This window comes from Ferrovibrio terrae (assembly GCF_943372915.1).
Lineage (GTDB): Bacteria > Pseudomonadota > Alphaproteobacteria > Ferrovibrionales > Ferrovibrionaceae > Ferrovibrio > Ferrovibrio terrae_A.
Genome location: NZ_CALSAN010000030.1, coordinates 1 through 19,261 on the forward strand (window position 1 = coordinate 1; position 19,261 = coordinate 19,261).

General features: G+C 63.5%; 19 protein-coding genes. 2 read left to right on the top strand and 17 right to left on the bottom strand.

Going from position 1 to position 19,261, the window contains the following annotated elements; translation table 11 throughout:
* Window positions 1-673 (top strand): sensor histidine kinase (locus tag AAG821_RS17570; protein WP_341916365.1); only part of this gene is annotated, 673 nt, incomplete at its 5' end.
* Between the two features lie 123 nt (window positions 674-796).
* Here the strand turns inward: AAG821_RS17570 and AAG821_RS17575 are convergent.
* From AAG821_RS17575 to AAG821_RS17595, 5 genes are read right to left on the bottom strand one after another with little or no spacing between them, the layout of a single operon-like run.
* Window positions 797-1,186 (bottom strand): RidA family protein, encoded by a 390-nt coding sequence (locus AAG821_RS17575; protein ID WP_341915015.1) that lies wholly within the window; start codon window positions 1,184-1,186, stop codon window positions 797-799.
* Window positions 1,183-2,181: a tripartite tricarboxylate transporter substrate binding protein gene (locus tag AAG821_RS17580; protein WP_341915016.1), complete on the bottom strand. Its 999-nt coding sequence runs from the start codon at window positions 2,179-2,181 to the stop codon at window positions 1,183-1,185. The genes AAG821_RS17575 and AAG821_RS17580 overlap by 4 nt, the downstream gene beginning before the upstream one ends.
* 32 nt (window positions 2,182-2,213) lie before the next feature.
* Window positions 2,214-3,797: a hydantoinase B/oxoprolinase family protein gene (locus AAG821_RS17585; protein WP_341915018.1), complete on the bottom strand. Its 1,584-nt coding sequence runs from the start codon at window positions 3,795-3,797 to the stop codon at window positions 2,214-2,216.
* Window positions 3,794-5,761: a hydantoinase/oxoprolinase family protein gene (locus tag AAG821_RS17590; protein ID WP_341915020.1), complete on the bottom strand. Its 1,968-nt coding sequence runs from the start codon at window positions 5,759-5,761 to the stop codon at window positions 3,794-3,796. The genes AAG821_RS17585 and AAG821_RS17590 overlap by 4 nt, the downstream gene beginning before the upstream one ends.
* A gap of 13 nt (window positions 5,762-5,774) precedes the next feature.
* Window positions 5,775-7,010, bottom strand: coding sequence for an FAD-dependent oxidoreductase (locus AAG821_RS17595; protein WP_341915022.1), 1,236 nt, complete (start codon window positions 7,008-7,010; stop codon window positions 5,775-5,777).
* 110 nt (window positions 7,011-7,120) lie between these two features.
* On the opposite strand from AAG821_RS17595, the gene AAG821_RS17600 reads away from it, so the two are divergent.
* Window positions 7,121-8,005, top strand: a complete 885-nt coding sequence (locus AAG821_RS17600) for a LysR family transcriptional regulator (RefSeq protein WP_341915023.1) — start codon at window positions 7,121-7,123, stop codon at window positions 8,003-8,005.
* A gap of 19 nt (window positions 8,006-8,024) precedes the next feature.
* Here AAG821_RS17600 and AAG821_RS17605 read toward each other — a convergent pair whose 3' ends face one another.
* Genes AAG821_RS17605 through AAG821_RS17660 form a run of 12 tightly spaced genes read right to left on the bottom strand, consistent with a single transcriptional unit; the run spans window position 8,025 to window position 19,216 of the window.
* Window positions 8,025-9,254, bottom strand: a complete 1,230-nt coding sequence (locus AAG821_RS17605) for an amidohydrolase family protein (protein WP_341915025.1) — start codon at window positions 9,252-9,254, stop codon at window positions 8,025-8,027.
* A 32-nt stretch (window positions 9,255-9,286) separates the two neighbouring features.
* Complete coding sequence (locus AAG821_RS17610) at window positions 9,287-10,114, bottom strand: ABC transporter permease (RefSeq protein WP_341898405.1); 828 nt, start codon at window positions 10,112-10,114, stop codon at window positions 9,287-9,289.
* 2 nt (window positions 10,115-10,116) lie between these two features.
* On the bottom strand, window positions 10,117-11,157 hold the full coding sequence (locus AAG821_RS17615) for an extracellular solute-binding protein (RefSeq protein WP_341898406.1): 1,041 nt from the start codon (window positions 11,155-11,157) through the stop codon (window positions 10,117-10,119).
* A complete protein-coding gene (locus AAG821_RS17620; protein WP_341915027.1) occupies window positions 11,154-12,233 on the bottom strand; it encodes an ABC transporter ATP-binding protein in 1,080 nt (359 codons plus the stop codon). The genes AAG821_RS17615 and AAG821_RS17620 overlap by 4 nt, the downstream gene beginning before the upstream one ends.
* Window positions 12,233-13,039 (bottom strand): ABC transporter permease, encoded by an 807-nt coding sequence (locus tag AAG821_RS17625; protein ID WP_341915029.1) that lies wholly within the window; start codon window positions 13,037-13,039, stop codon window positions 12,233-12,235. Before AAG821_RS17625 ends, AAG821_RS17620 begins: the two co-directional genes overlap by 1 nt.
* A 54-nt stretch (window positions 13,040-13,093) precedes the next feature.
* The gene (locus AAG821_RS17630) at window positions 13,094-14,284 is read right to left on the bottom strand and encodes a Xaa-Pro peptidase family protein (RefSeq protein WP_341915031.1); all 1,191 of its coding nucleotides are present in this window, start codon (window positions 14,282-14,284) and stop codon (window positions 13,094-13,096) included.
* Window positions 14,284-14,766, bottom strand: a complete 483-nt coding sequence (locus tag AAG821_RS17635) for a GAF domain-containing protein (protein WP_341915033.1) — start codon at window positions 14,764-14,766, stop codon at window positions 14,284-14,286. Before AAG821_RS17635 ends, AAG821_RS17630 begins: the two co-directional genes overlap by 1 nt.
* Window positions 14,763-15,671, bottom strand: coding sequence for a branched-chain amino acid ABC transporter permease (locus tag AAG821_RS17640; protein WP_341915035.1), 909 nt, complete (start codon window positions 15,669-15,671; stop codon window positions 14,763-14,765). Before AAG821_RS17640 ends, AAG821_RS17635 begins: the two co-directional genes overlap by 4 nt.
* Entirely contained in the window at window positions 15,671-16,531 is an 861-nt protein-coding gene (locus AAG821_RS17645) for a branched-chain amino acid ABC transporter permease (RefSeq protein ID WP_341915037.1), read from the bottom strand. Before AAG821_RS17645 ends, AAG821_RS17640 begins: the two co-directional genes overlap by 1 nt.
* 2 nt (window positions 16,532-16,533) lie before the next feature.
* Window positions 16,534-17,721, bottom strand: coding sequence for an ABC transporter substrate-binding protein (locus AAG821_RS17650; protein WP_341915039.1), 1,188 nt, complete (start codon window positions 17,719-17,721; stop codon window positions 16,534-16,536).
* A gap of 29 nt (window positions 17,722-17,750) precedes the next feature.
* Entirely contained in the window at window positions 17,751-18,452 is a 702-nt protein-coding gene (locus AAG821_RS17655) for an ABC transporter ATP-binding protein (protein WP_341895086.1), read from the bottom strand.
* Complete coding sequence (locus tag AAG821_RS17660) at window positions 18,449-19,216, bottom strand: ABC transporter ATP-binding protein (RefSeq protein WP_341915041.1); 768 nt, start codon at window positions 19,214-19,216, stop codon at window positions 18,449-18,451. The genes AAG821_RS17655 and AAG821_RS17660 overlap by 4 nt, the downstream gene beginning before the upstream one ends.
* Window positions 19,217-19,261: the final 45 nt, after the last annotated feature.

A 19,261-nucleotide genomic window follows, 5' to 3' on the forward strand; every position in this document is an offset into this window, starting at 1 on the left:
GGAGCTTGGCCTCTCCGCACGACGCCTGGTGGCGCGATTATCCAGGGTGATTGTCGAGAAGAATCAGGCGCTCTTGCAGGCCACTCTGCTGGCCCAGGAAGTCGATCATCGGGTCATGAACAGCCTGCAGCTGGTATCTGGACTGCTCAGCATGCACAGCCGGTCGCAGCCCGATGGCGATGCAAAGGACCAGCTGCAACAGGCAGCGGGGCGCGTCAGCGCCATCGCCAGGGTGCATCAGCACATCTATCTCACCGAGGACATCCGGCAGACCAAGTGCCAGAATTACCTGCAGCGGGTCTGCAGCGACCTGTCACCAATCCCGGAGGCGGTCGGTCGCGGACCCATCCTTGTTTCAGTGGATGACGTCACCTTGCCCACAGTTCGGATCGTAGCCCTGGGGCTGATCGTCAATGAACTGGTCACCAATGCCATCAAGTATGGACAGGGCAGCATATCGGTCGATTTCGCCGTCACCGGAAATGGATATGCCCTCACCGTGGGAGATGAAGGCGCGGGCCTGCCGGGTATTCAGTCGCCACAGCCGGAGCATGGTTTCGGCATGACCGTCATACTCGCGCTCGTAAAGCAACTGAAAGGCAGCCTGAATGTGGTTTCAAAGCCGAATGCCATCGGCGCGCGCTTTGTCGTGATCTTCCCGGCAGAGGAATAATGCACTTCGCCGGCGTCCAAATCGTCGCCGGCAATCCTCAAAAGCCCGCTCCAGGCAGCAAGATCGCGATATCCCCGCGGCGCAAAGCGTCATGGAGCAATCGGGGACAGTAAGGCAGGTCGTTCAAGAGCCTGTTGGCGCTGCCGCAACAACCTCCATCTCGATCCGCACCGGTGCGATCAGACCGGATATCACAGTCGACCGTGCCGGGGCCTTCTCGGTACCAAAGATCTCCGCGTAGGTCGCATTGAAGGCCGGGTAATCGTCTTTGTCGGTCAGCCAGACGGTGACCTTCACGATGTCGGCAAGGCTGCAGCCGGCTTTTTTCAACTCCGCTTCGACCATGCCGATGACATAGCGCGTCTGTCCGGCGATATCCGGAGCGGCCGGCTGGCCGTTGAGCATCGGCACCTGACCGGCGACGAAGACCAGCGGCGCATCGACGCGGACAACCGAAGTGAGGGGTTGGGCCTGCCCTCCGCGAAGGACAGGCCCGCCGATATACTCGATCATTCCGGCTTGATCCCGGCCGCCTGCACCACGGCCTTCCACTTGGTCACCTCGGCCGCCACATAGGCCTGCGATTCGTCGGGCTTGCGGGCCTCAACCATGAAACCCCGCTCGGTGAAGAAGGTCTTCAGGTCATCCGCCGCCAGCGCCTTGGATAACTCCTGATACAGCCGCGCCAGGATCGGTGCCGGAATGCCGGCCGGTGCGAACACGCCCTGCCAGGAGGTCGCCTCGTATTTCGGCAAGCCGGCCTCGGCCACCGTTGGCACATCCGGCAGCATCGGATGCCGAGCCAGCGAAGTGACGCCCAGGGCACGCAGGCGACCCGACTTTACATGCTCCAGTACGACAAGGAGATCACCGAACATGCTGTCGATCTGGCCACCAAGAAGGTCCTGCAGCGCGGCAGCACTGCCCTTGTAAGGCACATGCTCGAGCTTGACCTTGGCTTCCAGACCGAACAGCTCGCCGGCCATATGCATCGAGGTGCCGATGCCGGGCGAGCCGTGGGTGAAGGTGCTGGGCTTCGCCTTGGCATGGGCGATCACATCCTGCACCGACTTGAAGCTGCTGTTGGCATTGACCACCAGCACCAGCGGCGAGCTGACCACCAGGCTAACCGAAGCGAAGTCCTTTACTGGATCATAGGGCAGATCAGTCCGCAAAGCGGCGCTGATCGCGTTGGAGCCGGAGACCCCCATCAGCAGCGTGTAGCCATCCGGCGCGGCCTTGGCGACCAGATTGGCGCCCAGCGCACCACCGGCACCGCCGCGGTTCTCGACGATCACCGGCTGGCCCAGTGGACCGGAAATCTTGGCACCGATCTGGCGTGCCAGCAGATCGGTCGAGCCCCCGGCCGCGAATGGCACGATCAGGGTTACAGGTTTGGATGGGTAGGCCTGCGCCAGAACCGTCGCTGCAGACGTCAGCACCAAACCCGTGGCGACCATCAGGCCGGCCGCCCCCTTCAGTACATTGCGATAAAATACCCCGGTCATCTCAGTCTCCTATCCTTGAGCAGTCGCAGTTGTTACTCGGACTCTCCCCACCCTCCCGCACCGGCGGTCTCCACATGCAGCCGGTCTCCGGCTTGCCATTCGAATTGCGCTTTGGCGTCCAGCCACTCGATACGGCCATCAGCACGCTCGATCCAGGCACGCGACAGCGCGCCAGCCGCACCGCCGGCGGCACCACGGGCCGCATGACGATGCCGCTCGCCGCGATAGGACACTGTGCCACTGCCGCCTGTGAGGCGATAAACCCGGCGCAGACCATCGCCACCGCGATGCCGACCGCTGCCACCGGTCGCCGCGGCAAAGCCGTAATGCTCGATGCGGATCGGCGTGCGTGCCTCAACAATCTCGACTGGCGTGTTGCGGGCATTGCTCACATCGGTGGAAATACCCGATGTGCCATCGCCGCCAGCATGAGCGCCAGCACCGCTGGCCACCACCTCGGTCAACGCAAAGTCGCGGCCATCAGCCCCTTTTCCGGCAAAGGCAATCACCACAGCAACGCCAGCATTGGCGGCAGTGGCTGTATGCGGTGCAATCCCGCTCCAGGCCCCGATGATGGCATTGCAGGCCAGCTTCACCGTGCCGGTGCGTGCATTCACCGCCGCCGGCCAGCACGGGTTGACCACGCTGCCCTCCGGCAGATGCAGATCGAGCGGCAACAGGCAGCCGGCATTGTTCGGCGCATCGGGCGCCAGGCTGCGCATGAAATACAATGCCGCCGACAGCACCGCGGCCGGCGCGGCATTGACCGGGCCGCGCGTCTGCATTGCCGAGCCGGTGAAATCGATGCGCAGCTGGTCAGCGCGTTTTTCCAGGGTAACGCGGATGACCACCGGTTCGTCGCCAACACCGTCATTGTCCAGCGCATCCTCCCAGCTGGCAATGCCATCTGGATAGGAGAGCAGCGCCTGCCGGGTGAGCGTCTCGGTCTGGTCGATCAACGTGTCGCACAGTATCGGGAAATGCTCGCCTTCACGGATCGCCAGTTGCAGAAGTTCGCGGCCGCCCACCGACGCCGCCGACCATTGCGAGGACAGGTCGCCCAGCAAGAGATTCGGCGTGCGACTATTGGCTGACAGCAACGCCTTCAGTAACGGATCAAGCTGACCGTCACGATGCGACTGCACCGGCGGCAGGCGCAGGCCTTCCTGGAAAATAGAGGTGGCATGCGGGGGAATCGACCCCGGCGTGATACCGCCGACATCCTGGTGATGCAGGCTGGTTGCAGCAAACCCGATAAGCGTCTGCTGCAGGAAAATCGGTCGCACCAGTGTCAAATCCGGCAGGTGCGTGCCGCCCGTGAAGGGATCGTTGAGCAGGTAGCCATCACCATCATGCATACCGGCGGCGGGAAACTGCTTCAGCACCGCCCCGACTGCAGGAATCAGCGACCCCAGCAGCAATGGCAGCGAACGTGCCTGTACCAGCAGGCGGCCATCGGGCAGGAACAGGGCTGCCGCACCATCGCCGGCTTCGCGTGCGATGGCGGAATAGGCACCGCCGATCAGGCTGTCCTGCATCCGGTCGGCAATAGCCTGCAGCGTCAGGCGAACCGGCTCGAGCCGTGGCACAAGCGTGGCAGGCAGACGATTGGTCATGCCGCCCCCTTCAGTGCATGCAGCGGCGCCTGTATCTGGCCAGTGCGCAACATCTGCAAGCTGCCATCGGCGGCCTGACGGCACTGCCAGCCGGCAGGAACCCACAGGCTGGTCGTCTCGGTGAAAAGGCTGGCTGGCCCGCTGCGGTCCGGCACAGCGGCCGTTGCCGATGCCGGCATGGTGGCCTGCAACGCGGCGGACCGTGTCGTCCACTGCCCGCGCAGGCGCAGCAGATGCACCGTGCGCGCAAAAGCATGGCCGCGCACCCGTTCATGGGCCTGGTCAAACCGTTGCGCCAGTGCAGTCACGTCGTCGCGCTCGGGATGGAAGGAGAATTCGAGTGGAGACGACTGTCCCTGATAGACGGCTTCCAGCGACCAAGTGATACCAGCCTGCGGGGTGGCCTGTGCCGTGATAGCCTGCACCGCCGCCATCACGGCGGGCCACTTCGCAGTGTCCAGCCCCAGGTCGAGGGCGCACTCCACGGCTGCGGTCTCGGGTGCGGCCAGGCAGCCCAGCGCCGATACCACCCCGGCATCGGCCGGGATCAGCACGCAATCGCTGCCGAGGAGCTCAGCGACTTCGGCGGCATGCTGGCCGCCGCCACCGCCGCCGGCAATCAGCCGGGCGCCGGTCGGATCAATACCATGGCGATAAGCATGTGCCTTTACGCCTTCGGCAATCGTTGCTGCAGCAGCCGCAACCACAGCTGCCGCCGCCGCTTCGATATCGCAGCCCAATGCTCCAGCAATGCCATGCATGGCTTGCCGAGCCACGGCAACATCCAGCGCAAGGCCGCCAGCAAGCATGGTCGGCAGGCGGTTCAGCACAAGCAGCGCATCGGTCAAGGTGGGCAACGTACCGCCGCGTCCATAGGCAGCAGGGCCAGGCTGGCTGCCCATCGACTGCGGGCCGAGGCGCAATGCACCCGCCTGATTGACCTGCACAATGCTGCCGCCGCCAACCGGCACCGACAGGATATCCGTCGCCCGCAGGCTGACCGACAGGCCACCGATTTCGATCTTGCGGCCGCAGACAATGTCACCGTGCTCGATCAAGCCGATATCGGTGGTGGTGCCGCCCGTCTCCACCGAAATGCAGGGTGCAGGCTGGTCATCGCTTGCGGTGCGCTGCAGGTGAAACCCGCTCATCGCCGCCGCTGGCCCAGCCAGCGCCAGGCAAAGCGGACGCTCGGCAACCATCGCCGGTTTTCGCAATCCGGCATCGGAGGTCACGATCAGTGGCTGCGGCAGGCCGCGCGCCAGCAGGCCGGAGCCGAGGGCAGCGAGATACTGCCGGCTGGACGGCTTCACATAGGCATCCAGCGCTGTTGCCAGGAAACGCTCGAACTCGCCGGATGCCACATCGACAACATGCGAAAGGGAAATTGCCAGATCGGGTTTCGCCGCCGTCAGCGCTTGGCCGACCGCGATCTCATGGGCGGGATTGCGCACCGCATGCAGCAGGCAGACCGCCACGGCCGAGACGCCGCTGGTGGCAATTGTCTGGGCCAGAGCAGCGAGCGCGGCCGGATCGAGCGGTTCGATTTCCACGCCATTCGCAGCACAGCGGCCGGCTATCTCGAACCGCAGGGCATCGGGAAACAGCGCCTGTGGCGTTTGCGGGGTTGGCGTCAGCGTATAGAGATCGCTGCGGTTCTGCCGGCCGACCAGCAGAAGATCGGCAAAGCCGCGATTGGTGACCACGGCAACCGGCGGCGCCTTGCGCTCCAGCAGCATATTGGTGACCAGGGTCGAGCCATGCACCACGCGGCCAACCGTGGCGGGTTCAATCGCCATCGCCTGCAAGGCATCATCCAGCGCCGCGAGCACCGAGAGTGCCGGATCGGCATCGATCCGCGGGATCTTGCGCCGCAGGTACCGGCCAGCGCCATCGACGGCAACGACATCCACATAGGTGCCACCAACATCGATGCCGATCGACCAGGACACGGTTGCGCTCACACCCGCCCTCCCATCAGAAGCGATCCGGACGGAAGGGTGACAGTTCGATTTCCGGCGCCCGGCCGGCAACAAGATTGGCGATCTCACGGCCCGTGGTAGCACCGCCACACATGCCGACATGGCCATGGCCGAAGCCGAGCCAGACATTCTCCGCCCGTGGCGCGCGGCCGATCACCGGCATGCTGTCCGGCAGGCAGGGCCGATGGCCCATCCACAGGCTGGTCTTGCTGGTGTCGAGATGCGGAAACAGCTCCTTGCCCTTCTTCAGCAGCGCTTCGGCACGCGCATAGCGCGGTGGCGCTTTCAGGCCGGCCAGTTCAACCGTGCCGGCCAGGCGCAGACCCATCGCCATCGGATTGACCATCATATTGTATTCGGTGGCCATCACGGTGCGGCTCAGCTGCAGGTTCGAACTGGCAACCGTGACATGATACCCCCGTTGGGTTTCCAGCGGCACGCGCGCGCCCACGCGACGCGCCAGCCCGGCCGACCAGGCACCGGCTGCGATCACCACACCATCAACATCGAATGACGCGCCATTGTCGAGCCGCAGCGCCTTCACCACACCATGGGTCATTTCCAGGCCGGTCACCGCCTGCTTCACATGCGTGGCGCCATCACGGATCGCCTGGCCGTAGATCGCCTTTACCAGCGCAGACGGATCCGCCGCCGATCCGTTGTCGGGTGCATAGTGACCGAAGCGGAAGCGGCCTTTGAGGTCGGGCTCCATCTCGGCCAGTTCGTCACTGCCGATATCACGCAATTCGACGCCGAGGCGCCGGCGCAGATCCATGCCCCATTTCCACTGATTGGCCGCCTCGCGCGAGGAGTAGACATAAAGACAGCCGGTGTGGCGCACGAGGCTGGTGGCGCCGGCGCGCTGCAGCAATGGCTCATAGGCCTCAAAGACCGGCTTCAGCAGACCGCGCATGGCCGTGGCGATGCGCGAAACCTCGTCGCGGCTGGAGGCGCGCAGGAAACGGATCAGCCAGGGCAGCAGCACAGGCAAATGGGCCGGACGTATGGTCAGCGGCCCCTCGGGATCGAGGAGCCATTTCGGCACCTTTTTCCACATGCCGGGCATGCCGACCGGCAGGCAGGCGCTGGGCGACAGCGAACCGGCATTGCCGAACGAGCAGGCTTCGCCCGCGTCGCGGGGATCGATAAACGTCACCTGATGGCCATCGCGCTGCAGCCACGCTGCCGAACACGCCCCGACAATACCGGTCCCAATCACCGCAATATGCATGCCAATCCCCCGAATGGTGTCGTTCGGACACGACACCAGCCGATAGGATTGTCAGCGCGACTCAATCATCATACAAATGAATTATACTGCTATTTCCATAAGGAAAACTGATGAACATCACCCTGAGGCAGCTCCGCGCCTTTTGCGATGTGGCCCAGACGGGCAGTTTCACCCTCGCCGCCCGCCGCATGAACCTGACCCAGTCGGCCGTCAGCATGCTGGTGCGGCAGTTGGAAACCGATATCGGCCTTGCCCTGTTTGATCGGGTCAAGCGCAAGGTGCAGTTGACCGAAACGGGACGGCAGCTCTTGCCCACGGCCGAACGAATCCTGGGCGAGTTGCGCGAAGTGATCGAAGGTGCCGCCGAATTGCGCGCCCTGCGGCGCGGCACACTCAGGCTGGCGGTGCCGCAGATGCTGGCCTGCTCCTGGCTGCCACCAGTGATGTCGCGTTACCGCGCCCTGCATCCCGACGTAGCCCTGAAGATGATCGATACGACTGCCGACCGCGTCATCGAAACAGTGCGGCAGGGTGAAGCCGAGATTGGCATCGGGCCGGAACGCCCGACACCGGAGGACGTTCAGGCAGATCTGTTATGGCAAGAGAAGATGCAATGCGTCTGCGCCGCAGGAAGTCCGCTTGCGAAGCGCAAACGGCTGGATTGGAACGATGTGGCCGATGCTGAATGGATCCTGTATTCGGATGCCTTCAGCGGACATCTCGAGCGCACGGTCTGGTCCGGGCTATCCGTGCAACTGCGGCGCACCACCCAGGTGCGCTATCTGCCAACCGCACTTGCCCTGGTCGGCCAGGGCATGGGCGTGACCGCCGCGCCGGCTTATGCCGCGCCCTTTGGCCGCCTCTTCGGCGCAGCCTTTATCGACATCGCCAACCCGGTGGTGCTGCGCAGCTTCCAGTTCTTCAGCAAGAAAGGCTATGAGCTTTCACCGGCTGCAGCCGCGTTCCGGCTGCTCGCTGAACAAAAGGGCGCCTGACGTTCTCAACAAATCGCCCCTAATTGACGCTCTTGTAGAACTTGCCGCCCTTCATGATGATCGGGATACGCTCGCCCTGACCATCCAGCAGTGCAATATCCTTCAGCGGATCACCATCAACGACGATCACGTCGGCCAGCGCACCGGACTTGATGCAGCCAAGCTCGCCTTCCATCTGCAGGATTTCGGCATTGACCACGGTGGCACTGCGCAAGATTTCAAACGGTGACAGCACGTTGGCGCGGATGACGAACTCCCCGCTCTGATGCGGATGCATGCCACCGATCAGGTCGGTGCCAAAGCCGACCTTGGTCTTTGCGCGCTTGAGGATCTCCAGCGATTTCAGGCCGGCCTCCCGCACCACCTTGAGCTTCTGGATCGATACCTCCGGCAAACCCTGGGCACGGCCGTATTTATCCAGCGCGTCATAGGTCACCAGCGTCGGCACTACGTAGGTGCCCTGTTCGGCGCAGAACTGTGCGGTTGGTTCATCGATCAGGTTGGCATGCTCGATGGTCCGCACGCCAAAGGCCGAGGCGCGGCGGATGGCTTCCGGCGTGTAGGCATGGGCCATCACATAGCGGCGCCAGGACTGCGCCTCCCACACTGCCGTGCGGATTTCCTCTTCGGAATACTGCAATACATAAATCGGGTCTGATGGCGACGCCACACCACCCGAAGCCATGATCTTGATCTGGGTGGCGCCGCGGCGCAGTTCCTCGCGCGCCGCCTTGCGCACCTCGTCGACACCGTCGGCGATATGGCTGAACGCCCCCGCATTGCTGCAGCAGGCGCAGGACGCCTCCTCAAGACCGCGGCTATCGCCATGACCACCGGTGGGGCTGAGCACACGGCCGGCATAGAAAAGCCGCGGCCCGGCGATCAGGCCGACTTCGGTGGCCATGGCCAGGCCGTAATCGGCACCGCCTGCATCACGCACGGTGGTGAAACCGCGCTGCATGGCCGCCTCCAGCATGGCACGGGCATGCTGCCCCAGCAGGGACTTCGGCATGCCGCCCAGCTTGGCCAGATTTGCCTCGACCAGGACGGCATGGAAATGGGCGTCGATCAGACCCGGCAACAGCGCCTTGCCGTTCAGCTTGATTTCCTGGGCGCCGGCCGGTTTGGCGATCGGCTTGTCTGACACCTCCTTGATCCGGTCACCTTCGATCAGGACATGCATGCCGGGCTTCAGCTGCGGCGTCTCACCGTCGAACAGCGATGCATCGGAGAACAGGATGGAGGTCATGTCGGGTTCCTTCGTTCAATCAGACTGAAAGTTTAACGCTTGTAGCGGCGGGCAATACCGATGCTGCCGATAACCGTGAAGAGCATGGTGATGGCCAGGAGGATAAAGGCCAGCGCGGCGCCAAACGGCCAGTTATTCGCCCGAATGAACTGATCGTAGACCGCAGGAGCCATCATCTTGAACTGTGGCCCGCCAAGCAGGATGGCGGTGGCATAGGTATTCATGCAGAGCACAAAGACCAGGATCGACCCGGCCGCCACGCCGGGCAGCGCCAGCGGCAAGACGACACGGCGAAACACCGCACCGGGCCGCGCGCCCAGATTGGCGGCGGCTTCCTCCACATTCCGCGGAATGCTTTCGATCACCGATGCCAGGGTCAGAATCATATAGGGCAGCACCACCGCGATGATGCCGACGACAACGGCCTGCGGCGTATACATCAGTTTCAGCGGCGTACTGATAACGCCGAGCCATAGCAGGGTGGCATTGATCAGGCCGTCATTGCCCAGCAGCGCCATCCAGCCGGCCGAACGCACCACGTTCCCCACCAGCAGCGGAAATAGCGTCAGGATGGTGACCAGGCTCTTCCAGCGGCTTTCCAGCCGGGCCAGCCAGTAGGCAGCCGGAAAGCCCAGCATCAGCGTCAGCAGCGTACACAGCAGTGCAATGCCAAGCGTCGTGCCCAGCACCTGCTGGTAATACGGGTCGGTGGCGGCCCGGAGATAATTTTCGGTGCTCATCGCCTCGATCATCATCTGCGTCGGGCTGAACTGGTTGAGCGATATGCGCAGCATCAGCAGCATAGGCGCAACCAGCAACCCGAGCACAAGAAGACTGGCCGGAACGATGAGCACCGCCATGGTCAGGCCTTGAACTGCTTGTTCCAGAAATCGAGAATCGCAGCGTTGTTCTTCACCGCGTAATCGTAATCAGGCTGCAGCAGCCGGGCGCGCTCGGCGTCGTTCAGGTTGATCTGCTTGGCCAGGTCGGGCGGCAGTGACGCATCCTTCACGGTGGGCACATAGCCCATCTTGTCGGCGAAGGCGATCTGCGCCTGCGGCTCAAGCATCGCGTTCAGGTATTTGAAGGCATTGTCCTTGTTCCGCGAGTTCTTCGGGATCGAGGCCTCGAAGACAATCGCCGGCGCGCCTTCCGAGGGCACCACATGCTCCAGCGGAATACCGGCCTTCTTCCACATGAAGCCGCGTGCCAGCCACATGGTGGTAAGCCAGACCTCTTCGGATTTCAGCGCCGCCGCCAGCGCCTCATTGGAGGGATAGAGCTTGACGTCGAGCGAGCGCAGCTCCATCAGCTTCTTCTTGGACGGCTCGTAGTTGCTCAGGCCGCCGCCGCCGGCCAGTGCGGCCGCAACGGTGTTATTGGTATACAGAATGTCGGAGAAGCCGACGCGGCCCTTCCATTTCGGGTCCCACAGGTCGGCAAAGGATTTGGGTGCCGGGTTCACCTTGTTCGGGTTGTACAGGATAACCTGCGCCGAATAGATATGCGGAATCGCATAGGCTTTCTGCAGGTTCGGGAAAACCGCATTCAGGCGGCTGACCCGGTCGGCGCTGACCGGCTCGTAAAGCTCCTGCTGGGCAGTCAGATACATGTCGCTGTCCGACAGGCAGGCGATATCCATGGTGCCGCGCCGGCTCTGCTTTTCAGCAATCAGCTTGGTCTTGCGCGGATCGGCATTGGCGACATCCTGCAGAACCTCGACACCATCCTTGGCTTTCATGATCGGCTTGTCGATCAGATCGCCCAGCAACTGCCCGTAATCACCGCCCCAGGTTCCGACCACCACCTGGTTGGACTGGGCATGAACGCCGGGTAGGCCGGCCGTATATGCAGCCATCGCGGCGGCACTGGTTGTCAGCATGGTACGACGGGTAATCGTCATGGCTCATCTCCCTGGTTGGAACTCGGCTCAAAAGGCAAAATCCGCACGGCGGCGACATCCCAGCTCAGACTCACCGGATCATCGACCCTGAGGCGGCGCAACGGGCTGTCATTCGGAGGCGGCGGCATGGAAACGAGGAAACCGTTGCCGGCCACATCGACATGGTATTCCGACACGGACCCCAGATAGGTGATGGCCGTGATCCGGCCTGCGATGCCCTGCCCCGCACCGGGCTGCAGGGCTACGCGTTCCGGGCGCAGGGCGAAGATCGCCTTGCCCGGCGTGCTGGAGTCCGGCGTCTTGAATGCCCCGCCCCAGTCGCAGCGGAACATCCGGTCTGGATCGATGAAGCCGGAGATCAGATTGCAGCGTCCGACAAATCCCGCGACAAAGGCATTGGCTGGCCGTTCGTAGAGTTCTTCGGCGGTGCCGACCTGCAGCACCTTGCCGCGATCCATCACCACCAGCCGGTCGGCCATGGTCAGGGCTTCCTCCTGGTCGTGGGTCACGATCAGTGTGGTGAGGCCGAGCCGCTGCTGCAGGGCACGAATCTGCAATCGCACTTCCGAGCGCAGCTTGGCATCCAGGTTCGACAGGGGTTCATCGAGCAGGAAAACCGATGGATTGACCGCCAGCGCCCGGGCGAGTGCAACGCGCTGCTGCTGGCCGCCCGACAGCTCGCGCGGCAGGCGCTCGGCCAGATGATCAAGCTTGACCAGCTTCAGCGCCTCGCCCACCCGGGCTTCGCGCTCCGCCCTGCCGAGCCGGCGCATCTCCAGGCCAAAGGAAACATTCTGCGCAACCGACATATGCGGGAACAGGGCGTAGGACTGGAACACCATACCGGTGTCGCGGGCATAGGGCGGCGCATGGGTGACATCCTGGCCACCGATCAGGATCTGGCCGGCGGTCGGCGTCACGAAACCGGCAACCATGCGCAGCGTCGTGGTCTTGCCACAGCCCGATGGGCCGAGCAGAGCGACCAGCTCGCCGTCCTGCACCTCGAGATCGACATGCTCGACGGCAACCGCAGTGCCAAAATGCTTCGCCAGACTGCTGAGCTTCAACTGCGCCATCAGATTACCCGTGACAATTTTACAAAGTGATCGGTCACCGCCATCAGGATGCCGACCAGCAGGATCTGCACCGTCGCCACTGCCGCCAGCGTCGGATCGATACGGAATTCGAGATAGCTCAGCATGGCCACCGGCAGGGTGCTGCGCCCAGGCCCGACCAGCAGCATGGTGAGATCGAGGTTTTCGAAACTCTGGATGAAGGAGAACATCGATGCCGCGACGATCCCGGGCCGCATCATCGGCAGGGTGACCCGGCGGAACACCGTGAAAGGCCGCGCGCCCAGATTGGCTGCCGCCTCTTCCGCCGCCCGATCCAGACCCTGCAGGCTGGCCGCCACCAGGCGCACGGTCCATGGAATGGTCAGCAACGTGTGGCCGGCGATCAGGCCGCCCAAGGTGGCAATGATATCCTGATCGAGGAAATTCTCCGTGCGGACATAAAACATATACAGCGCCGCACCAGCGACCACCCCCGGCACGGCCAGCGGACCGAGCAGCAGGCTGTTGAATGCGCCGCGGCCGGGCAGTGAGGAGCGGACCAGCGCCAGGGCTGCTGCCGTGCCGATCGGCACCCCGATGACAGTCGCCAGTGCCGCAATCTGCAGGCTGGACACAAAGCCGCGCGCAAATTCCGGCCGCTGCCAGGCATTCCAGTACCAACGCAGAGTCAGCCCCTCGGGCGGGAAGCTGACAATTTCCTGCTGGAAGAAGCTGATCGTCACAATCATGACGACGGGCGCGAAGATGGCCAGATAGGCAAGCAGCACCCAGCCGCGGAACAGAATGCGACGCGCAGCCACCATCATCGCGACAGCCTCAGCGGGATTTCGTCAGATCCAGAGCGAAGGGGCACCATAGCCTCAGTTGATGATCTGGTTTTCGATATTGCGCGGCGACTTGGTCAGGATTTCGGGTTGCTCGCCGACCACCACCGTATCGTCAAGACGGAAACCGCCCAGACCATACACATAGATGCCCGGTTCGGCCGAATAGACCTCGTTTTTCAGCAAGGCACGGTGATTGAAGGCCATGTCATCGGGATATTCATGACCAAGGATGCCCATGCCATGGCCCGTGCGGTGCCGGATATACTGGCTGCAGCCGGCCTTCTCGATCACATGCTGGGCGGCCGCATCGATACTCGAAACGGCCTTGCCGGTGACGGCCGCACCGGTCGCGGCTTCATTGGCGGCGCGGGCTACCTCGTAGAATTTGCGTTGGTCGGCCGAGGGCGTACCGGCGAACCAGGTGCGTTCATTCTCGATCACGATGCCATTCAGGCGCGGAATGACGATATTGACCAGCACATCGCCCTTGCTGATCTTGGCGCCGCAAGAGGCGCCATCGCCATGCGGCGAGGCCGAGGCCGGGCCGCTCAATGTCCAGCAGCGCATCACTTCCAGATTGGCGCCAGGAAAGCGCTTGGCGCCCTCCTCCACCATCAGGCTCGCCATCTGGTAATCCAGTTCCTGCACCAGCCGGCCCGGACGGATATTCTCGCGATAGCGTTCCTGGACCCAGTCGGACAGCGCGCTGGCCTGCCGCATCACCTCGATTTCTTCCGGATGCTTGACCCAGCGCAGTGAACGCATGTCGCCCAGGCAGGGCACCAGCTTCATATCGGGCAAGGCGGCGGCAGCACGAGCCAGGAAACCCGGCGTGCCGTCGACGCCGATGCGGGAGGCCGACAGCCCGGCCTTCTTCAGCAGCTCGGTCGCAATCTCCGGCAGCTGCGGCAGCAGATACTGGCGTTCGGCCACCTTGGGATGCTCGGCATAGAATTCGATCTCCTCCAGCCAGACATGGCCGCGCTCGCGCGCCATCATCATATGATGGGTCGACAATTCGTTCATGATGGCGCGCGGCTTACCATCGCGCGGCACCACCACCATGATCGGCCGCTCCCACGGCTGAACGTCGACATGGAAATTCGTCGCATACTGGAAAAAGTCGGCCGCCGTGAAGATCAGCGCGTCAAACCGCAGGCGCTCCATCAGCTGCCGCATGGCGGCAAGACGGGAGTCGCGGACGGCATGGGACAGGAAGGTCATCACGAAATCCTTTCGATGCTGAGATTGACTGCCGGAAGCGACAGCTGGGCCATGAGGCGGACGCTGTCTTCATGGGCTTCGGTGTAATAATTCGCCTGATGCAGCAGATTGAAGGTGCCCAGCGTCTTGCCACGCCAGCGGATCGGCACATTGATGACGCTTTCGCAGCCCAGCGACCAGATCAGCTCGTAATCGAAGAAGGCGGTTTTGATGTCTTCCCGCGTGCGGCCGATATAGGTCTCCCCGCGCTCGATGATGCGGTCCGACCATGGGCTGGAGGCCATCGGCTTTGTGCCGCCGACCGGATAGGCCTGTGGGTTGCTGGTGAAGATGCGCTGGGTGACCTGCTTTTCATGCTGGCAGACCAGGATGGTGAACAGCTTGAAGCCCGGCGCCATGGCCAGCGCATCGCTGATCGCGGCATATAGCGCGGCTGGCTGGTCGCTGGCATCGAAAGCGGACACTACGCTACGCAGACTCATCGTTTCTCCTCCGAATAAACCGGCATTTTCTCTGGCAGCAGGCCCTGCTTGCGAACGTTGAGCACCACGATCAGGAACAGGGCAATCAGGCTTTCCCGCACGGCCGCCGCCTGGCTCGGGGCGATGAAATCCAGACTGCCGGCCAGGAACCGCGTGGCCTCGCCGAGGGCAATGACGATCACGGCACCGAGCAGCGCGCCCCGCATGTTGCCGACCCCGCCGACCGCAACCGCCAGGATGACATGGATGGTGACGATGGACTGGAAGACATCCGGCGCCACATAGGAGCTGTAATGGGCAAACAGCGCGCCGGCGAAACCGACCAGACCACAGCCCACAGCAAAAGTGCGGATCTTGAAGGACAGGATGCTTTTTCCGGCGACGGCGGCGACCATCTCATCCTCGCGGATGGCGCGCAGCACCCGGCCGAACGGGCTGGCCGCCAGCCTGGAGAGCAGCAGGTAGAGAATCGCGACGATGCACAGCACGATCGCCAGATAGAGGCTGTTGAAGGCCGTGGGCGATAACACGCCGCGCCAGGGACCCGGCACGCCGCTGATACCATCAGTACCGTTGGTCAGCCAGATCTCGTTGCTGGCGGTCAGGCGCACCAATTCGGCCAGGCCCAACGTGACGATGGCAAGATAGTCGCCCTGCAGGCGCGCCGTGATGACGGCCACCACCACACCGACCAGCGCGCTGACCAGTACGGCGAGCGGAACCGCCAGATAGATCGGCAGGCCGAGCCTGGTTGTTACGAGAGCGCTGGTATAGGCACCGACAGCGTAGAAGCCGGCCAGGCCGAGATTGACCATGCCGCCCAGACCCCAGATGAGGTTCATGCCAAGCGCCATGATCGCGTAGATCCCGGCAAAGACCGTCATGGCAATCAGGTAGTTTTCCATCAGTAGCGGCGCTCCCCGAGCAGACCGCGCGGGCGGAAAGACAGAATCAGCAGGATGGCGAGGAAGCCGACGGCCGTGCGATAGGTCGGCGCCACGGCCAGCAAGGCCAGTTCCTCACCCAGGCCGATCACGAACGCGCCCAGCACGGCGCCGGGGATGCTGCCCAGTCCGCCGACCACGGCAGCGGCAAACACCGCCAGCATGGTGCGGGTGCCGATCAGGGGATCGATGGCAACATCGAGACCGATCAGCACGCCGCCAACGCCGGCAAGCCCCATGCCCATGAAAGTGGCGAGATCGGTGGTGCGGGTGGCATTGATGCCTTTCAGGCCGGCCAGGGCCGCATTGTCGGCCACCGCGCGCATCATCTTGCCCGACCGCGTGAACATCAGGAAGCAGAACAGCGCCGCCATGATGGCGATGGCATAGGCCGCATTCTCCACCTGATGCGGCGGCACCCGCAGGTCGCCGAAGCGCCAGTCACGCACCGGCGGGATATTGAAGGTGCGGAATTCATTGCCGAAGCTGAAACGCAGGATGTTTTCCAGCAGCAGGCCAAGCGCAATCGTGCCGATGGCTGCCGCCAGCGGACCGGACGGCCGCAGACCGCTGATCATCAGCTTGTCCGAACCGACGCCGATCAGGCCCGCCACCAGAAAGGCGATCGGCAGGGTGGCCAGCAGCGGCAGGCCGCCCATGGTGTTGGCCACCAGCCCGGTATAGGCGCCGATGGCCATCAGGCCGCCGACGGCGAAATTCGGAAATCTGAGGACGGCAAAAATGGCGGTGAAGCCGATGGCGGGGATCGCCAGCAACGTCCCCGCCATCAATCCATTCACCAGAATCTGGACAACCTCCATGCTTACGAGATTCCCAGCAGGCGGTTCTTGCCCGCTTCGGCAATGTCGAAACGGAACTTGCAGGTGATGATGTCGCCGGTGTCGGCGAAATCGCAGGGACCGGAGGCGCCTTCGTAATTCACCTCGGTCTTCTGCGCGATCAGCTTCAGGCCCTCGACGGCGGAACCGACCTTGGTGCCGCCACCCTGGCTGACCTTGCGCACATTGCCATGAATGGCAGTGCCAGACGCCTCGCCGGCCTTAGCAATGGCCAGCAGCGCCATGGTGATGTGATCATAGGTCTGGCAGGAATAGGGGTCAGGATCGCTCGTCCCCAGGATGTCGCAGACCTTCTTGTAGACCGGGCTGTCGACATCGGGGGACGGCGCCATGCTGGTCAGGCCCTGGGTCACCTCGGCCGGCAATGCCTCCAGCAGCTTGGCATTCGCCGCATAGGCCATGGTGTGCTTGCGGCCTTCATAGCCCAGCCTGAAAAGCTCCCGCAGCAGGGTGGTCAGGTCGGGCGTGTAGCTGTTGAAGAAGATGGTATCCGGCTTGGTCTTGATGGCCTGCTCCAGTTCGGAGCGGAAGGTCGCCTTGGCCGGATCATAGATGACATGGCCCAGCACCTCGGTCTTGGCCGCGGTCAGCACCTCGTTCACCGTGTTGAAGCCGCTGACGGCAAAGGGCGTCTGCGCCGACAGGACGAAAGTGCGCTTGGCGCCGCGGCTGAGCAGGAACTCGGCGATGCGCGTGCTCTGCAGCTTGCTCGTCGGCTGCGTGCGGATGATGAAGCCCTGATGCGGCAGCTGCGTGATGCTGTCGGCACCGGAGACCGTGAACAGCATGACCTTGTTTTCCCAGCACAGCGGCGCCACGGCCGTGGTCACCGAGCTGGCCCAGGTGCCGACGATCGCGCTCACCTTGTTGACATCGATCAGCTTGCGGGCGGCGCGCACGCCGGCCTCGGGGCTGGTCTCGTCGTTCTCCGAGATCAGCTCGATCTTGCGGCCCAGCACGCCACCGGCGGCGTTGACCTCGTCGACCACCGCCCGGATGGTCTTGACCATCGATGGGCCATAGGAACCACCGGCGCCGGTTTGCGGCGTCAGGGCACCGATGGCGATGGTGTTGCTCTGGGCAAAGGCGGCGCGGCCGATAAACGGCATCGCGACACCGGCGGATAACACGGCACGGCGGGTCAGTTTCATGAGCGGTACTCCCCCTATTGCAAGACTGGTTAAGCTCCGAGAAAAAGGCGGCGAACGTCCCGGTCGGCGGCGAGATCCCGTGCCGGTCCGCTACGCACCGCGCGGCCGTCCACCAGGACAACGCCGCAATCGGCAATCATCAGGGCCTCGTAGGCATTCTGCTCGACCATGGCGATCGAGGTGCCGCCGGCATGAATGGCCGCGATCTCGTCAAACAGCGCATCGGCCGCCTTCGGCGACAGGCCGGCTGAGGGCTCATCGAGCAGCAGAAGATCGGGATCGACCATCAGCGCCATCGCCATCGCCAGGATCTGGCGCTGCCCGCCGGACAGGGTACGGGCCTGCTGCCGGCTTTTCTCGGCCAGCATGGGAAACCGCGCAAAGATCGACTGCATGCGTTCAGGCACCAGGGCAGGTGCAATAAAGCCGCCGATTTCCAGATTCTCCCGCACCGTCATAGTCGGGAAGATGTTGGCTTCCTGGGGCACGAAAGCGATGCCGATGCGCGCCCGCTCGCGCGGTGTGGTATCCTGGATTTCCGCATCCTTGAACAGGATCGCACCCGATTTCAGGCGCAGCATGCCGGCAATCGATTTCAGCAGCGTGGATTTTCCCGCGCCATTCGGGCCAACAATGGCGACCATCTCGCCCTTGGCAACGACAAGGTCGACGCCCTTGAGGATTTCGTCAGCTGCGCCGTAGCCGCAGACGACCGCTCTGGCCTGCATCATGCCCATCGCCGGCGTCCCATATAGGCATCCTGCACCTGGTCATTCTCGGCGATCTCCTTGAACGACCCCTGGGTCAGGCGGCGCCCTTCGGCCATGACAATCACCGGATCGCAGAATTTCGAAACCATCTCCATGTGATGCTCGATCATCAGGAAGGTCACGCCTTCCTCGCGCAGACCGACGATGTGCTCGGCAATCTCACCGCTCAGGGTCGGGTTCACGCCCGCCATCGGTTCATCCAGCATGATCATCCGCGGCTCGGCCATCAGCGCGCGGCCGATCTCCAGCAGCTTTTTCTGGCCGCCCGACAGCGCCCCGGCCGGATTGTTGGCCACACGCAGCAGATTGAGTTTTCGGGCGATCTGCCAGGCGCGTGCCAGCGCCGCCTCCTCGGCCCGGCGGCCCCGGCGCAGCAGCGCCGACAGAATCGATTCATCGGGCTGCGCCTGCGCATAGAGCAGCAGGTTCTCAAGCACCGACAGGCGGGAAATGCCACGGGCGATCTGGAACGTGCGCAGCAACCCGGCCCGGCTGATGACATTCGGCGGACAGCCGGCAATCTCCTTGCCCGCGAAGATCACGCTGCCGGCATCGGGACGCACGACACCGCTGATGCACTGGAAGGCGGTCGTCTTGCCCGCACCATTCGGGCCGATCAACGCCGTGATCGTGCCTTCGGCCACCTCGAGATCAAGATCATTGACGGCATGAATGCCGTAGAAACTGCGCTTGAGACCGCGAACCTGCAGCAACGGCACGGTCATGTCAGACCCATCCTGCAGCTGTTGCGGGCGCCCATGGCGCCTCAC

Bases quoted from the DNA above. Each gene is read 5' to 3' on its own strand.
- AAG821_RS17575 (WP_341915015.1), bottom strand. From the start codon at position 1,186: ATGATCGAGTATATCGGCGGGCCTGTCCTTCGCGGAGGGCAGGCCCAA.
- AAG821_RS17580 (WP_341915016.1), bottom strand. From the start codon at position 2,181: ATGACCGGGGTATTTTATCGCAATGTACTGAAGGGGGCGGCCGGCCTG.
- AAG821_RS17585 (WP_341915018.1), bottom strand. From the start codon at position 3,797: ATGACCAATCGTCTGCCTGCCACGCTTGTGCCACGGCTCGAGCCGGTT.
- AAG821_RS17595 (WP_341915022.1), bottom strand. From the start codon at position 7,010: ATGCATATTGCGGTGATTGGGACCGGTATTGTCGGGGCGTGTTCGGCA.
- AAG821_RS17600 (WP_341915023.1), top strand. From the start codon at position 7,121: ATGAACATCACCCTGAGGCAGCTCCGCGCCTTTTGCGATGTGGCCCAG.
- AAG821_RS17605 (WP_341915025.1), bottom strand. From the start codon at position 9,254: ATGACCTCCATCCTGTTCTCCGATGCATCGCTGTTCGACGGTGAGACG.
- AAG821_RS17610 (WP_341898405.1), bottom strand. From the start codon at position 10,114: ATGGCGGTGCTCATCGTTCCGGCCAGTCTTCTTGTGCTCGGGTTGCTG.
- AAG821_RS17615 (WP_341898406.1), bottom strand. From the start codon at position 11,157: ATGACGATTACCCGTCGTACCATGCTGACAACCAGTGCCGCCGCGATG.
- AAG821_RS17620 (WP_341915027.1), bottom strand. From the start codon at position 12,233: ATGGCGCAGTTGAAGCTCAGCAGTCTGGCGAAGCATTTTGGCACTGCG.
- AAG821_RS17625 (WP_341915029.1), bottom strand. From the start codon at position 13,039: ATGATGGTGGCTGCGCGTCGCATTCTGTTCCGCGGCTGGGTGCTGCTT.
- AAG821_RS17630 (WP_341915031.1), bottom strand. From the start codon at position 14,284: ATGACCTTCCTGTCCCATGCCGTCCGCGACTCCCGTCTTGCCGCCATG.
- AAG821_RS17635 (WP_341915033.1), bottom strand. From the start codon at position 14,766: ATGAGTCTGCGTAGCGTAGTGTCCGCTTTCGATGCCAGCGACCAGCCA.
- AAG821_RS17640 (WP_341915035.1), bottom strand. From the start codon at position 15,671: ATGGAAAACTACCTGATTGCCATGACGGTCTTTGCCGGGATCTACGCG.
- AAG821_RS17645 (WP_341915037.1), bottom strand. From the start codon at position 16,531: ATGGAGGTTGTCCAGATTCTGGTGAATGGATTGATGGCGGGGACGTTG.
- AAG821_RS17650 (WP_341915039.1), bottom strand. From the start codon at position 17,721: ATGAAACTGACCCGCCGTGCCGTGTTATCCGCCGGTGTCGCGATGCCG.
- AAG821_RS17655 (WP_341895086.1), bottom strand. From the start codon at position 18,452: ATGATGCAGGCCAGAGCGGTCGTCTGCGGCTACGGCGCAGCTGACGAA.
- AAG821_RS17660 (WP_341915041.1), bottom strand. From the start codon at position 19,216: ATGACCGTGCCGTTGCTGCAGGTTCGCGGTCTCAAGCGCAGTTTCTAC.